Source organism: Fimbriimonadaceae bacterium (assembly GCA_019638795.1).
Taxonomy (GTDB): Bacteria; Armatimonadota; Fimbriimonadia; order Fimbriimonadales; family Fimbriimonadaceae; genus JAHBTB01.
In genome coordinates this window covers 318,187-332,086 of record JAHBTB010000002.1, presented here as the reverse complement: position 1 = coordinate 332,086, position 13,900 = coordinate 318,187, and the positions used below count along the sequence as shown (strand labels likewise).

Annotated in this window: 15 protein-coding genes and 1 riboswitch; of the genes, 7 read left to right on the top strand and 8 right to left on the bottom strand. The window is 68.2% G+C overall.

What is annotated here, in order from left to right; all coding sequences use genetic code 11:
- Positions 1-63 precede the first annotated feature (63 nt).
- Positions 64-1,497 carry a F0F1 ATP synthase subunit beta gene (gene atpD / locus KF857_04970; GenBank protein ID MBX3111342.1) on the top strand — a complete coding sequence of 478 codons (1,434 nt, stop codon included), beginning with the start codon at positions 64-66 and terminating at the stop codon, positions 1,495-1,497.
- A 131-nt stretch (positions 1,498-1,628) separates the two neighbouring features.
- On the opposite strand, the gene KF857_04965 is transcribed toward atpD, so the two are convergent.
- Complete coding sequence (locus KF857_04965) at positions 1,629-1,991, bottom strand: hypothetical protein (GenBank protein ID MBX3111341.1); 363 nt, start codon at positions 1,989-1,991, stop codon at positions 1,629-1,631.
- A gap of 2 nt (positions 1,992-1,993) precedes the next feature.
- Entirely contained in the window at positions 1,994-2,923 is a 930-nt protein-coding gene (locus KF857_04960) for an aldo/keto reductase (protein ID MBX3111340.1), read from the bottom strand.
- 65 nt (positions 2,924-2,988) lie between these two features.
- On the opposite strand from KF857_04960, the gene KF857_04955 reads away from it, so the two are divergent.
- From KF857_04955 to KF857_04940, 4 genes are read left to right on the top strand one after another with little or no spacing between them, the layout of a single operon-like run.
- The gene (locus KF857_04955) at positions 2,989-3,423 is read left to right on the top strand and encodes a hypothetical protein (protein ID MBX3111339.1); all 435 of its coding nucleotides are present in this window, start codon (positions 2,989-2,991) and stop codon (positions 3,421-3,423) included.
- Positions 3,424-3,463: 40 nt separating this feature from the next.
- On the top strand, positions 3,464-3,871 hold the full coding sequence (gene atpC, locus KF857_04950) for an ATP synthase F1 subunit epsilon (GenBank protein MBX3111338.1): 408 nt from the start codon (positions 3,464-3,466) through the stop codon (positions 3,869-3,871).
- Positions 3,872-3,911: 40 nt separating this feature from the next.
- Entirely contained in the window at positions 3,912-5,471 is a 1,560-nt protein-coding gene (locus tag KF857_04945; protein MBX3111337.1) for a hypothetical protein, read from the top strand.
- A 13-nt stretch (positions 5,472-5,484) separates the two neighbouring features.
- Positions 5,485-6,807 carry a hypothetical protein gene (locus KF857_04940; protein MBX3111336.1) on the top strand — a complete coding sequence of 441 codons (1,323 nt, stop codon included), beginning with the start codon at positions 5,485-5,487 and terminating at the stop codon, positions 6,805-6,807.
- On the opposite strand, the gene KF857_04935 is transcribed toward KF857_04940, so the two are convergent.
- From KF857_04935 to motA, 5 genes are all read right to left on the bottom strand, one after another.
- Positions 6,804-7,970: a homogentisate 1,2-dioxygenase gene (locus KF857_04935; GenBank protein MBX3111335.1), complete on the bottom strand. Its 1,167-nt coding sequence runs from the start codon at positions 7,968-7,970 to the stop codon at positions 6,804-6,806. The genes KF857_04940 and KF857_04935 overlap by 4 nt on opposite strands.
- A gap of 56 nt (positions 7,971-8,026) precedes the next feature.
- Positions 8,027-8,290, bottom strand: a complete 264-nt coding sequence (locus tag KF857_04930) for a flagellar biosynthesis anti-sigma factor FlgM (GenBank protein ID MBX3111334.1) — start codon at positions 8,288-8,290, stop codon at positions 8,027-8,029.
- 27 nt (positions 8,291-8,317) lie between these two features.
- A riboswitch (cyclic di-GMP riboswitch) is annotated at positions 8,318-8,393 on the bottom strand.
- A gap of 55 nt (positions 8,394-8,448) precedes the next feature.
- Positions 8,449-8,778, bottom strand: a complete 330-nt coding sequence (locus tag KF857_04925) for a hypothetical protein (protein MBX3111333.1) — start codon at positions 8,776-8,778, stop codon at positions 8,449-8,451.
- A gap of 28 nt (positions 8,779-8,806) precedes the next feature.
- Complete coding sequence (locus KF857_04920) at positions 8,807-9,718, bottom strand: OmpA family protein (protein MBX3111332.1); 912 nt, start codon at positions 9,716-9,718, stop codon at positions 8,807-8,809.
- A gap of 9 nt (positions 9,719-9,727) precedes the next feature.
- A complete protein-coding gene (motA, locus tag KF857_04915; GenBank protein ID MBX3111331.1) occupies positions 9,728-10,585 on the bottom strand; it encodes a flagellar motor stator protein MotA in 858 nt (285 codons plus the stop codon).
- Between the two features lie 162 nt (positions 10,586-10,747).
- On the opposite strand from motA, the gene mutL reads away from it, so the two are divergent.
- Entirely contained in the window at positions 10,748-12,454 is a 1,707-nt protein-coding gene (gene mutL, locus KF857_04910) for a DNA mismatch repair endonuclease MutL (protein MBX3111330.1), read from the top strand.
- Positions 12,451-12,936, top strand: a complete 486-nt coding sequence (gene ruvC / locus KF857_04905; GenBank protein MBX3111329.1) for a crossover junction endodeoxyribonuclease RuvC — start codon at positions 12,451-12,453, stop codon at positions 12,934-12,936. Before mutL ends, ruvC begins: the two co-directional genes overlap by 4 nt.
- On the opposite strand, the gene KF857_04900 is transcribed toward ruvC, so the two are convergent.
- A complete protein-coding gene (locus KF857_04900) occupies positions 12,933-13,880 on the bottom strand; it encodes a DNA-processing protein DprA (protein ID MBX3111328.1) in 948 nt (315 codons plus the stop codon). The genes ruvC and KF857_04900 overlap by 4 nt on opposite strands.
- Positions 13,881-13,900 lie beyond the last annotated feature (20 nt).

Below are 13,900 nucleotides of genomic sequence, written 5' to 3'. Positions count from 1 at the left end.
CGTCGGTATAATCCGCGCTGACCCGGGGGAGGCCCCGGTCACTTTGGAGGACCGCTGAACCCCATGTCTGCCGTTGGCACCGTCATTCAAGTCACAGGCCCTGTCGTCGACTGCCGCTTCCCGAACGAAGGCCTCCCTGAGGTCTACAACGCCGTCACGATCAAGGATGAAAAGCTCGGCATCGACCTGACCTGCGAAGTCGCCCAGCACCTCGGCGACGACATGGTGCGTTGCATCGCCCTGTCCTCCACCGACGGACTCGTCCGCGGCCTCGATGTCCACGACACCGGCGGCCCGATCACCGTGCCGGTCGGCGAAGCGACCCTCGGACGCGTTTTCAACCTGCTCGGCAAGCCCATCGACAACGTGGGCGACGTGACTGCCGAGGCCTACCTGCCTATCCACCGCCAGCCGCCCGCTTTCAGCCAACAAAGCGTCAAAGTCGAGTTGCTCCAGACCGGTCTCAAGGTCATCGACCTGCTGATCCCCTTCAACAAGGGCGGAAAGATCGGCCTCTTCGGCGGCGCCGGGCTGGGCAAGACGGTCCTCATCCAAGAGCTCATCCGCAACATCGCGGTCGAAGCCTCGGGCGTGTCGATGTTCGCTGGTGTCGGCGAGCGCACCCGCGAGGGCAACGACCTTTGGCGCGAAATGAAGGAGACGACGTTTAAGGACGCCAGCGGCGAAATGAAGCGCGTCATCGACAAGACCGCCATGGTCTTCGGTCAGATGAACGAGCCGCCGGGAGCCCGCCTCCGCGTCGCGCTGACCGCCCTGACGATGGCCGAGTATTTCCGTGACACCGTCGGCACCGACGTCCTCATCTTCATCGACAACATCTTCCGGTTCGTCCAGGCCGGTTCTGAGGTCTCCGCCCTTCTCGGCCGTATGCCCAGCGCCGTCGGTTACCAGCCGACCCTGGCCACCGAGATGGGCTTCCTCCAGGAGCGCATCACCTCAACGACTAAGGGTTCGGTCACCTCGGTCCAAGCGGTGTACGTCCCGGCCGACGACCCGTCTGACCCGGCCCCGGCCACGACCTTCAGCCACCTTGACGCCTACGTCTATCTCGACCGCGGCATCGCCTCGAAGGGCCTCTATCCGGCCGTCGACCCGCTGGCTTCGACCTCCAAGAACCTCGACCCGCGCATCGTCGGTGACGAGCACTACCGGGTCGCCCGCGAAGTGCAGCAAGCCCTGCAGCGGTACCGCGAACTGCAGGACATCATCGCGATCCTCGGCATCGACGAGCTCAGCGACGACGACAAGACGCTGGTCGCCCGCGCCCGCAAGATCGAGCGCTTCTTCAGCCAGCCGAACTTCGTCGCCGAACAGTTCACCGGAAACCCGGGCCGCTATGTGCCGATCGACGAGACCGTCGAAGCGTTCAAGAAGCTCATCGCCGGCGACCTCGACGACCTGCCCGAGCAGGCGTTCCTCTACTGCGGCGGCCTCGACGATCTGTACGAGAAGGCCAAGAAGCTGCAGTCTGCGTGAGCTTGATAAACCGATCCTCGCACCCTCCCGCTTCTCATGAGCGGTTCGTGCGGGGGTCGGTGGCAAACCGTGTTTCGGCCCGCAATAGTGTCATTTGGTTGCGGCCTAGACCTGAACGCACCGAGGAACCGCTATTTGCGCAGCACGCTTTGGTAGCCTTGTTCGAAAACCTCGCGTAGTTCGTCACAGTCCACCAACTCCAGGCGCACCAGGATCGCCGGGTAGTTCTTGTAGTGCGGTTCGGTGAAGAACTTGCCCGTCGCGGCACCCTCCTGGACCAACATCTCCTTGGCCATCATGTTCGGCGTGCGGACTGCGTAGACCTCGGGGTTGACCACCCTCGGCTTCTTAGGGTGCACACGCTCGCGCCATGCCCAAGCGATGCCCTTCGCCTTGCCCTTCACCATGACGTTGTAGCCCGGTTGTTCACCGTCTGCCGCCACGACCCCAGGGAAGGAGAGGGCGATCCGGCGGAGGTCTGCGACGGTCGCCATGTTCAGTTCCCGCTCACCGAGTCCACCCGGGCAAAGATCGTCCGGGCCCGGGCGACGACCTCCGGGGGCAAGGGCGGCGCGTTCATCGAGGTGACGTTGGCCCGCAGGTGGTCGACCGAGGAGGTCCCTGACAGGACGACGTCCATCCCTGACTCATGCCGGGCGAAACGGTACGCCGCGTCCACAAGGTCCGGGCCCATGAACCCCAGCGGGTCGGACCGGTCAAACGACGCGGGGTCGACCTGGCCGGAAGCGACCAAACCGTCCATCAACTCCATCAGGGCCTCAGGCCGCGACAACGCCCTTCGGACGGCGAACATGACCTGCGTCCCGCAGCCGTTCTTCCTCACCATGTCCATGACCTGGCCCTCCGCGGAGAAGTTGACCACACTGTAACCGACCATGACGACGTCCCACAAGTCGTCCTCGGCCAAGGCCTGTCCCAGCATAGCGTGCGCGGTGTCCTTGAGGAACTGCTCGGTGACACCCAGGAACCGGACCTTCCCCTCCTCGCGCATGCGGACGAGGACAGGCGCTAGGTCTGACCGCACCCGCGCATACTCACCCGGCAAGACGCCATGGACGTTCATCACGTCGATGTGGTCGGTGCCTAGGCGGGAAAGGCATGCCTCCACCCGTTGGCGATAGACGGACGGACTGAACGGGCCCTGGTCGTCGCCGCTCCCGACCTTCGTCGAGAGCACCACCGATTCTCTCGGCACGCCCTTGAGGGCGAGGGCGACGACCGGCTCCGTACCGTACGACTCGGCGGTGTCGATGTAGTTGACCCCCAAGTCGAGCGCGGCGCGCACGACATCCGCCGCTTCCGAGGTCGACCTGCCCAGGGCCAGACCCAGGCGGCTGTGCCCACCGCACCCCAGCCCCATGCGGCTGACCTTGAGCTCCGTCCGGCCAAGGGTCGTCTGCTCCATGGACTCCGTCATACCCCGCGGCCGGTCGTCCTCGGCCCCAGTCCGCCCAGGTTAAACTGAGGCGGATGCAGCGCACCGCCATGATCCTGGCCGCTTTCGCCGTCTTCGTCTTCGCCGGTTGTTCGTCGGAACCGGCCAAGACGAGCGATTCGCCCGCCCCGACGGCCCCTGGGGCAGTCGGCACCGCACCGGCCCCGGCCAACGCCGCCGAAAAGACCGCCAAGGACAAGGAGCTTACCGGGGCTGCCGCCCAGGTCGACCTCGAGAAGGACGCCCTGCCGCTGATCGCCAGCCGTTGCTCTGCCTGCCACACCGGCGCGGACGCCAAGGGCGGCCTGGATCTTGGCGCCATCAAGTCCAAGAAGGACGCCGAAGCGATGAAGGACAAGCTGGCCAAGGCCGCTGACCTGGTCGAGTCACGGCGTATGCCGCCGCGCAAGGCCCCCCAACTCTCCAAGGAAGAGCAAGACACCCTCGTCGCCGCCCTACGAGGTCTCTGAGCCGCCGTCGGCGGCGAGGGTAACATCGCCGCCGACCACCATGGCCACCGAGTTCCATCTTTCCGTCGTCTCCCCCGACCGGACGGTGTTCGAAGACAATGTCGAGGCGGTCGTGTTGCCGGGTGTCGAGGGTTACCTGGGTGTCCAGGCCAACCACGAGGCGACTATCGTCGCCCTGCGCCCGGGCATCGTGGAGTTTCGCGACAACGGCGGCCAGCGTCACTACGTGACCACCTCGGGAGGATTCGCCGAGATCGCGAACAACAAGGTCATCGTCTTGGCCGCGCACGCCCAACGGAGCACCGAGATCGACGTGGCCGAGGCCGAGAGGATCCTCGAAGAGGCCCGCCGCGCGCTCCGGGGCGAGGCCAGTTCGATGACGACCGAGCGGGCCGTCGAAGAGATTGAACTCGCCCAGGTCCGGCTCAAGGCGTCTCGGCTCAACTGAACCCAAGCCCGGCCGCCGGGCGTCCAAAGCCATAGCGGCCATGCTCGCCTGCCTGATCGTCGCCCTCGCCAACCGTGTCATCGATCCCCTGATGGTCACGCGTTTCGGGGCGTCTGAGACCGCCGCTGTCCGCGCCTGGTGGGCCAGTCCCGACCGGTTCCGGGTCGAAGACCAGAACCCTGGTGCCCCCTACGTCGCGGCACCGACTGCGGAAGGCTCCGCATGGCTCCTTGCCTACTACAAGGCTTTCTATCCCGGCCAGCCCGTCATGCCCGACCGCGACCCCACTCCCGTGACCCGCGACCAGATCGACGCCAACGTCTGGCTCCGCCGCCGGATCGACGTCGACTATGCTGTCGCCGAACAAGAGGCCAAGGCGCTCAACGAGGGGCGTGAACCCCTGCCCGACGCCCGGGCCGACACCCCCGCACGGGTCCGACAGTTGGTCGGCGAGGCACCCCGGTTCGCCCGGCCCTTCCATGCCCGCCGGTACACGGTGGCACTCCCCGATTGCACCGTCTTCACCGCCGACACTCCCAAGACCCGCCGCGAGTTTCCCTACCTGCGCACCGTCGGCGGGGTGGACATCCCCGGCGTGGCGACCGGCGAGTCGTTCTGGGCCGCCGCCCGCCGCCAGGTCGGCGCCAACGACCAGCGCGGGCGCGTCCTGCAGGCCGTCGCCCGCCTGGAAGGCGGGTTCGACACCGTCAACACCTACGACACCGGCCGCGTCAGCGTCGGCATCGTCCAGTTCGCCGCGATGGCCGAAGGCCGTGGCTCCCTGGGGTCGGTCCTCTTGGCCTGGCGTAACGCGGACAAGGCCGGTTTCGTCAAGCACCTCCACCGGTTCGGCATCGACGTCACGCCCGACGGCGCCCTGGTCGTCATCGACCCGGCCACGGGGTGGGAACTCCATGCCGCCGCCGCCGCGTGGCGGGTGCGCACCGACGCCCGGCTTGCCGCCGTCCTGTCCCGCGCCGGACGGTTAAGCCCCGGGTTCCAGGCCGCCCAAGTCCGCACCGCCATCGCCCTCTTCTGGCCCGGGGACAAGCGGGCCACCTGGACGACCGGCGGCAGGACGTACACTGCCCGCCTGGCGGACGTGTTCAGATCCGACGCGGGCATGGCGACCTTGCTCGACCGGAGCGTCAACACCGGTGACGTCAGCACCGTCCTCAACGTCGTGCAAGGACAAGCGGTCAGGTCCGGCGCCCGCTCCGCCGCCGACCTTGCCGTCTACGAGGGTGACTTCGTCCGTGCCCTGCGCTACCGCCAAGACTTCACCGCGGTCGCCGGGCTCAGCAAACCAGGGGCCGCCGTGGCCAGTAGCCGCCCCGCGCCGCCGCCCCTGCCCGGCACCACCGCCGGGCCGGGTGTCCTGCGCCCCGCCAACCCCTTGGCCTGGGAACCGCACGGGGGGACGGCGACGACTCCCGCCGCACCGCCCCGCGAGGAAACGGCGCCCCAGCTTCCCGAGGGTGCCGACCCCAAGGTCGCGATTCCCCTCGGCCCGCCTCCCGAACCGCGCAAACCCGAAGACTTCGAGTCGCCCCTTAAGAAAAAGCCCGTGGAAAAGCCACCAAAACAGAACGGAGGCTGATATCCTTCGAGACATGGTGACAATCGTCGCCGCCGCCATCGTGGGCCATGCCGCTCTGTTCACGCCGGACGAAGCCCGGCAAATCGTCGAATTTTGGAAGCCTGAGTACCGGCTGACGACCAAGCCGGTCATCGACGCCGAGACAATGGGCCCCTGGGCCGCGGTGTACAACCCGGAGGCAAGCACATGGCTCCTCGCCTATCTCAAGGCCCGGCAAGGCAACGGCGGCAAGGTGATCCCCACCCAGGACCCCGCCGGCAAGACACCGGAACAGAAGGCGGCGGACGCTTGGATCGACGCCAAGGTAAACCACGACGAGGGCGTCGCCAAGCACAAGGCCGTCGACCTCAACTTCCCCGCCGCCCGGGGAGGCGCCCCACGGCTGCCCATGCCGCCCGCCGACCCTGGCCCCTGCCCGGCCGACATGGTCGCCCTCGTCGGGGCACCGCCCCCGCCGTTCTACTTGACGATGCGGCGCACCGACTTCACCGTCCAGTTTGACGACCTCATCGTGCGCTACCACGACAACGTCAAGGTCAGGCGCAAGTACGCGTACTATCGGTTCGCCGACGGGGTCGCCAGCGAGGGGGTGCCGGTCAAAGAGATGGCACCGGCAGAACTAGACCGCCTGTTTGTCGACGCCGGGCTTTCCGCGTCCGACCGACGCGTCATGGGGGCGGTCTCGCTTCTTGAAGGTGGCTTTGACGCCGTCAACACCTACGACACCGGCTACGTCTCCATCGGCTTCATCCAGTTCGCTTCCCTGAAGGAGGGCGCCGGGTCTCTGGGCAAGATGATGCTCGCCTACAAGACGTCCGACCCCGTGAACTTCAAGAAGGACTTCCATGACTACGGCGTCGAGGTCGACGCCGACGGTGCGCTCGTCGTGCTCGACTTGGCCACGGGCGAGGAACGGAAGGGGCCCGACGCGAACATGGCCTGTGTGCACGACAAGCGTCTCGTCGCCGTCTTCCAGCGGGCCGGGCTCCTCTCCAAGCCGTTCCGCCTTGCCCAACTCCGCTCCGCCAAGCAACAGTTCTATCCCGGCGACGACCCCGTCACCGTCGTGTTCCCCGACGGCCACACCGAACAGGCGTCCGTCCACGACTTCATCAAGAGCGAGGCAGGTATGGCGACCCTCTTCGACAAGAAGGTCAACACCGGGCACATCCGCGAACTGGCCACCGTGCTCGCCGCCGTCGCCGCGGAGCACGCCTGCCCGTCTTGCAAAGAGCTTTCCCGGTACGAACTCGAGGTCGTGCAGAAGATGCGCTACCGGCGCGACTTCCTGGCCGACCCGACCTTGAGCAAGCCGGCCCCGCCGCCGGGCGGCTAAGCTCTGGTCTGCCAGCTCTTCCAGTAGTCGGGGTCCTCGAGGGCGAGGGCCTCGGCGGTGAGGGCCAGCGGCTTGAACGTGTCCATCATCACGGCCAGCTCGTTGGTCCGGGTCGCCCCGATCGAGGCCTCGACCGCCCCCGGTTGGGGACCGTGTGGAATGCCTAGGGGGTGCATCGTGATGGACCCTTCCTCAATGCCCTTGCGTGACCCGAACTTGTCGTTGCAGTAGTACAGGATCTCGTCCGAGTCCACGTTGGAGTGGTTGTAGGGGATGACGATCGCGTCGGGATGGTAGTCCAGCATGCGGGGGCAGAACGAGCAGACGACAAAGTTGGGCGTCGCGAACGTCTGGTGGATGGGCGGAGGCAGGTGGAGCTGACCCGTGATCGGCTGGAAGTCATGGATGCTGAACGCGACCGGATAGACGAACCCGTCCCACCCGACGACATCCAGCGGGTGGAAGCGGTAGCGGTACCGCGTGTGCCGTCCGCGGGCCTTGACGACGACGGCGTAGTCCCCCTCGTCGGTATGAGGCACCAAGGAGTCCGGGGCCCGAAAATCGCGTTCGGAGTACGGGGCGTGCTCCAACATCTGACCGTACTCGTTGCGGTAGCGCCGGGGCGTGGTGACGGGGCCGTGGGATTCAAGCACGACCGCGCGGACCGGAAAGGTCTCGAAGTGGAACCGGTAGATGGTCCCCCGGGGGATGACGACGTAGTCGCCGGGCCGCACCGCCAAGCTGCCGTACATAGAGTCCAACCGCCCCGTCCCGTCGTGAAGAAAGTAGATCTCGTCCGCCTCGGCGTTCTTGAAGAACGTGGTGTCCGGCTGGTTTTCCGCCACCAGGGCCTGGTTCCAAACGCAGTCGCGGTTCCCCATGAGGGGCACGCGGCCGGTGACGCAGTCGCCGCGCGGCGTCATCCGCGCGGTCTTGAGGTGGCGGTGGCGCAGGGGCTCGTCGGCCAGGTATGTCGGCGCGGCCGGGCCGAGGTCTTCCCACCCGGCGACTTCGGTGGGCAGGTTCCGGTGGTAGAGCGTGGTCATCGGCCCGTCGAAGCCGATGGTGCTGAACAGTTGCTCGGCGTAGAGCGAGCCGTCAGGTTGGCGGAACTGGACGTGCTTCTTGGCGGGCAAGTCGCCAAGGCGGTGGTAGCGGATCATCGTCGATGGGCCTCCTCCCCCAGTATAGGTTCTGGGCGGGGAGGCCCTGCGGACGACTAGCGGATCCGGTCGGCGATGGCCCGCCGGACCATCGTGTCGACGATGTCGTCGGCCGAGACGTGGTAGGTGCCCGCGTCGACCTTGGCCTTGATCTCGGCGACCATGGCGTCGCGGTCAGGGGCCCTCAGCACGTCGCGGGTGACAGACTGGACAAGGTCGGAGTCGACCAGGCGGATGACGGCGTCGTCGACCTTGTTGGCTTCCGGGGTGATGACCGGTTCGGCGATGACGCGGGCGATTTGTTCGTTCGATACTTTCACGACAGACCTCTGGGCTGATGGTCTTGGTTTGGCAGCCCGGCCGTCTCCGTGAGACCCGTCGGCTTTGCGGACCGGAGTCGCCTCCGGGGTGCCCTTGAACATCCAAGTCCGTCGCTATTGACCTACATGTGCCATTACGGCGCGACCTCCCCGGTTCTTTAGGGTGGTCCCGCAAAATTAACGGGGCAAGCGGGCCGGGGCGGGGACCGCTCCTCTTTGGTCGCCACCAACGCGCGCTGGACGACGCCGACGTACCACACCCCGTTCTCCCCGGGCGGGGTCTGGTGCCAGTCGTACAGGTACCCCTCGACGAGGTCGCGCCCGCTCAGCCGTTCCTTCAGATCGTACGCGGGGACCCACACCTCGGCAAGGACAGGGTAGCAGTCGGTGGGGAGCGGCGGTTGCATGAGCCGGTAGTCGTCCGTGACATCGACGACGACGACCCGCGCCATGTTGTATTCCCAAAGGTTCCCGCCGATTTCCGCCATCCGCTAAGGGAGAGGACGGACCGAGGGGCTAGTTCGCACCGCCGGCCGTCGGCTTCGGCCCCAGGGCCTGGTCTTTGGAGGGCAAGACGCCCCGGGGGTCCCGGGCGATCGCGCTGCTCTCGGGTGACGCTGGCGCCTGGGGCAGGCTGAGGTTGACCTGCTTCATGTACTTGTAGGGCATCACGATGCTCACGCGCCGGTTGCTGAAGTGGTACGGGTCGTCGGGCACCCGCGGCTCCTTGTCGGCCTTGCCCCGGACTTCAAGGATCTGCCCCTCCTTCACCCCGCCGAGTTGCAACAGGCGGCGCACCGCGTTGGCCCGGGCGCTGCTCAGGTCGTAGTTGTCCATGCCGCCCGCCATCGGGCGGGCGTCCGTGTGGCCGTCGATGAACATCTTGCGGTTCATTTGGGCAAGGACGGGGGCCAAGGTGTTGAACAGCTCCCGGGCCTTGGGGCGGATCTCCGCCGAGCCCAGTTGGAAGAACACCTCGCCGTTGGTCTCGTTCTCGATCAGTTCGATTTGGACGCCCTCGGCAGTCTGGTCGACCGTGACCGCCCCGGTCTGAAGGAGCGGCTTGAGGTTCTCGTCCTTCTGGATCTTCTCTTCGACTTCCTTCTTGACCTTCTCCCCCTCTTTGCGCTCATGCTCGGCGTTAGCGTCAAAGGTCGGCGAACCGGCCGCGCCCGCCGTCACCGGCGGGTTGTCGTCCATGAGGTTGGGCGGGTTGTTGCTCGACCCCTCGTAGACCCCGACGGGGTCGCGGAAATAGGAGGCGATGACGCGCTTTTGGTCCTCGCTCATGCCGAGGATCCACATGACCATGAAGAAGGCCATCATGGCGGTCACGAAGTCGGCATAGGCGACCTTCCACGCCCCGCCGTGGTGGCCGTGGCCGTGCTTCTTGACCTTCTTGATGATGATCGGGGTGCCGTCTTGCATGGCCCTGCCTTAGGCGGCGTCCTTCTCTTTCACCGTGGTTTCCATCTCGACGAACCCGGGCCGGATGCTCGGCTCGATTTGGCGTCGGGCGAACTCGACGCACGTGATCGGCGACTCGCCCCGGGCAAAGCTGAAGAGGGCGTGGCGGATGCAGTTCATGTACATGCCGCCCGACTTGACGCGGGCCGCCACCGACTTACTGACCGGGGCGATGCAGACGTAGCCGATGAAGATGCCCAGGAAGGTACCGACGAGGGCGGCGGCGACCGAGTGGCCGATGGTGGCCGGACCCTGGTCGATCTTGCCCATCGTGATGATGACGCCCAAGACGGCGGCGACGATACCGACGGCGGGCATCGCGTCGGCGACGTTCTGCAGGGCCTCGGCGGGGACCATCTCCTCCTCGTGGGCGACGTCGAGGTCCATCTCCATCATCTCGCTGAGGTCATGGGGACCGACCGCACCGGTGAGGACCACCTTCATCGTGTCGCAGAAGAAGTGCACGGCGTGGTGGTTGCCAAGGAAGGAGGGGAACTTCTTGATGATGTCGCTCTCCTCCGGCCGCTCAATATGCTTCTCGAGGCCCAGCAGGCCTTCCTTGCGCGCGACGGTGAAGAGCTGGTACATCATCTTGAGCAGGTCAAGATAGGCTTGTTTCCCCGCCTCCGGCTTCAAGAGGCCCAGCACGGCCTTGATCGTCGCCTGGAACGTCTTCATCCCGTACGAGCCCAGGAAGATGCCGAGCGCGGCGCCGACGAGGGTGATAATTTCGTTGATCTGGATCAGGACGCCAAACTGGCCACCATGCATGAGGTAGCCGACCAGGGTGGCGATCAGGCCGATGATGATCCCGATGAACGCGAACATGGGCGGTGGAAAACTCCGGGGCCGCACGCCGACAAGGGGCTCGCGGCTGCTCCCAAAGGGATTGTCGGAACGTCCCGTACAATTGCTTAGGAGCGTCAACCGGCGTTCCGGAGACTCGTGATGGCGTCGGCCCCCCTGAAGCCCCCTGGACAGACGGGCAGGGTGCGTCTGCTCGACAGCCACACCGTGAACCAGATCGCCGCCGGCGAGGTCGTCGACCGGCCCGCCGCCGCAGTCAAAGAACTGGTGGAGAACGCCCTTGACGCCGGCGCGACACGGGTCGACGTCGAGGTCGAGGACGCGGGGCGCCGGCTTATCCGTGTCTCCGACGACGGCCACGGCATGTCTGACGAGGACGCCCGTGCCGCGCTCCTGCGCCACGCGACAAGCAAGATCGGCTCGGCCGACGACCTCCTGCGCGTCGCGTCTTTCGGGTTCCGCGGTGAGGCCCTGCCGTCCATCGCCTCGGTCTCCCGGCTGACCCTCTCGACCGGCACGGCCGACGGGGTCCGGCGCGTCCTCGTCGTCGAAGAGGGGCTGACGACCCGCGACGCGGTCGAGGGCGGGCCGCAGGGGACCACCGTCACCGTCGAGGACCTGTTCCTGTGCGTCCCCGCCCGCCTCAAGTTCCTCAAGAGCGACACGACGGAGGTCGGTGCGGTCGCCGACGTCGTCGGCCGCGCCGCGACGGCCCGGCCCGACGTCGCCTTCCGCCTCAGCCATGGGGGCACCGTGGTCCTCCAGACGCCCGGCTCCGGCAGCCTGCTCGACGCGGTGGCGGCGGTGTGGGGGCGCGACCCGGCGCGCGGGCTTGTGCCCGTCGACACGTTCAACGGCCACGCCCGCGTCTGGGGGCTGGTCTCGCCGCCCCACTTCACCAAACCGACCCGGTCGCACCAGTGGCTGTTCGTCAACGGTCGGCCGGTGCGCTCCAGGCTGGGGACGGCGGCGCTCGACCAGGCGTTCCGCTCCCTCACCCCGGAGAAGCGCTACCCCTTGGCGGTGGTGATGGTCGAGGTCGACCCCGCCCAGATCGACGTCAACGTCTCGCCAAGCAAGAGCGAGGTCAAGTTCCATCAGGAAGGGGCCGTCTTCGACGCGGTCCGCCGGGCGGTCAAGGACGCTGTCTTGGCCAGCGGGGCGGTGCCCAGCCTGGAGGGCCTCGCCGCCGCCAACGCCGCCCTGTCGCCCGAAGCCGCCGCACCTCCGGCAGCCCTCTTCCACGTCGCGTTCGGCGAAGGGCTCTCGTCGACGCCGGCCTTCGAGCCGCCCCCCGTCGCCACGCCGGACAGCTTCGTCGACGGCCTGCGCGTGCTCGGCCAGATCGACGACACGTTCATCGTCGCCGAGAACCGCACCTCGCTCCTTGTCGTCGACCAGCACGTCGCCCACGAGCGGGTGCTCTACGAGCAGATCCGTGACACGCGGGGGGCGGGGGCGGTCGAGACCCAACGGCTCATCGAACCTGAGACCCTGGTGGTGGGGCGCCGCACGTTGGAGGCCGTCACCCCGCGGCTCGGGGAGCTCCGCGAGGTCGGGTTCGACGTGGAGCCGTTCGGCACCGAGACTCTTCTCGTCCGGTCGGTGCCCGCCCTCGGGCGGTTCCGGCCCCCGCTCGCCGCCCTGAAAGACATCCTTGACGAGATGGTCGAAAACCCGCCGGGCGCCCTGACCCCGACGCGCGACGACGTTTACATCCTCGCCTCGTGCAAACTCGCCGTCAAGGCCGGTGACCCCCTGGGCCACGCCGAGATGACCCGTCTGCTCCACGACCTGGCCCGCACCGAGAACCCGTACCTGTGCCCGCACGGGCGGCCGATCACGGTGGTCTATCCCAAGGACGCCCTGGCGAGGAAGTTCAAACGTTGACCGTCCTCGGCGTCGACCCGGGCTATGGACGGCTGGGCTACGGCGTGGTGCGCCGGGACGGGAGCCGCCTGGCCTGCCTGGACTGTGGCGTCGTCGAGACCCCGCCCGGCGACATCGGCGGACGGCTCGCCACGATCTACGACGCGGTCGAGGAGGTCATGGCCCGGCACCACCCTGACGCCTTGGCGTGCGAGCGGCTCTTCTTCACCAAGAACCAGACCACCGGCATGGACGTCGCCAAGGCGGCCGGGTGCGTCTTGCTCGCCGCGGCCCGCCGGGGGCTGCCGTGCCACGAGTACGCCCCGACCGAGGTCAAGCTCTCGGTGGTCGGGCACGGGGCGGCCGAAAAGAAGCAGGTGCAGTTCATGGTCGCCAAGCTGCTCGGCCTGGCCGCCGCCCCCCGCCCCGACGACGCCGCCGACGCCCTTGCCGTCGCCCTGACCCACGCCCTGCGGTCTGGGGCCCTGGCCGCGCGCCCCTAGGCGACCGAGCCCAGGGCCTCCCGGACGACCCCGGCCCCAAACAGCGACGGCTGGGGTGGGCGGGCCGGCCGGGACACCAGCCCCGCGACGAACGCGGCCGCCTCCGCAGGGGCCGCCGGGGCATGGACCGCCCCCAGGGCCACCAAGGCGGCACAAGCCGGGCACCCCGGCGGGCCCCACACGACCACCGACGACAGGCGTCGGCGCAGCGCGTCGGCCGCGCCCGCCCACGTGCCCCCGGTGCGGAACCGCGGCTGGACCACCAACGTCACGGGAGACGCGGCGTAGAGCAGGGCGTTGCGGGCCATCGCCTGCCCCGTGCTGAACGGCGCGTCCGGGGCCCACGGGGCGAGGCGGGCGACGCCCGGGGCGGGCGAGGCGGCGTCAAGGCCGCACGGGAGCACCTCGACGGCGCGGCCCTCGCCGCACGCCCGGGCCATGCCGGCGACGGCGAGACGGTCCACCCCATGGGCCCCACCAGATACAAGCGAGAGACCGGCCGCGGCGAGCCCGGAGACGACGGCGGCCAACCACCGCTCGGCCTGCGGCGTCGGCCGTCGTGACCCGGCGACCCCGGCCACGCGGCACACCGGCACCGTTCCGGAGGCCCACACGGCCGGCGGGGCCGACGTCCCGAGGGCGGCCAACCAGCGGGCCGGGTAGGCCGGGCATGACGGGGTCACGGCCCGGGACGCCTCGACAAGAGCCAGGGCCCCCGACAGTACCCCGGGGGCGTCGAGGGCGGCGGCCTCGGCCCACAGGCCCCGGCGGCGCAGGGCGGGGGGGACGGCGCCCAGCGTGGGCGCGTCGGCACGCAGCGCGTCCCAGACCTTGGGCCACCGGGACGCCTCGCCGGCCAAGGCCCCGCCCGGCCCGCCACGCAGGTACAGAGCGACCAGTGCGGCGGCGTGGACGCGCCGCTCCCCTTTGTCCGACCCCGTCACAACGCAAAAAGTATACTGCC

Bases quoted from the DNA above. Each gene is read 5' to 3' on its own strand.
- atpD (MBX3111342.1), top strand. From the start codon at position 64: ATGTCTGCCGTTGGCACCGTCATTCAAGTCACAGGCCCTGTCGTCGAC.
- KF857_04965 (MBX3111341.1), bottom strand. From the start codon at position 1,991: ATGGCGACCGTCGCAGACCTCCGCCGGATCGCCCTCTCCTTCCCTGGG.
- KF857_04960 (MBX3111340.1), bottom strand. From the start codon at position 2,923: ATGGAGCAGACGACCCTTGGCCGGACGGAGCTCAAGGTCAGCCGCATG.
- KF857_04955 (MBX3111339.1), top strand. From the start codon at position 2,989: ATGCAGCGCACCGCCATGATCCTGGCCGCTTTCGCCGTCTTCGTCTTC.
- atpC (MBX3111338.1), top strand. From the start codon at position 3,464: ATGGCCACCGAGTTCCATCTTTCCGTCGTCTCCCCCGACCGGACGGTG.
- KF857_04945 (MBX3111337.1), top strand. From the start codon at position 3,912: ATGCTCGCCTGCCTGATCGTCGCCCTCGCCAACCGTGTCATCGATCCC.
- KF857_04940 (MBX3111336.1), top strand. From the start codon at position 5,485: ATGGTGACAATCGTCGCCGCCGCCATCGTGGGCCATGCCGCTCTGTTC.
- KF857_04935 (MBX3111335.1), bottom strand. From the start codon at position 7,970: ATGATCCGCTACCACCGCCTTGGCGACTTGCCCGCCAAGAAGCACGTC.
- KF857_04925 (MBX3111333.1), bottom strand. From the start codon at position 8,778: ATGGCGGAAATCGGCGGGAACCTTTGGGAATACAACATGGCGCGGGTC.
- KF857_04920 (MBX3111332.1), bottom strand. From the start codon at position 9,718: ATGCAAGACGGCACCCCGATCATCATCAAGAAGGTCAAGAAGCACGGC.
- motA (MBX3111331.1), bottom strand. From the start codon at position 10,585: ATGTTCGCGTTCATCGGGATCATCATCGGCCTGATCGCCACCCTGGTC.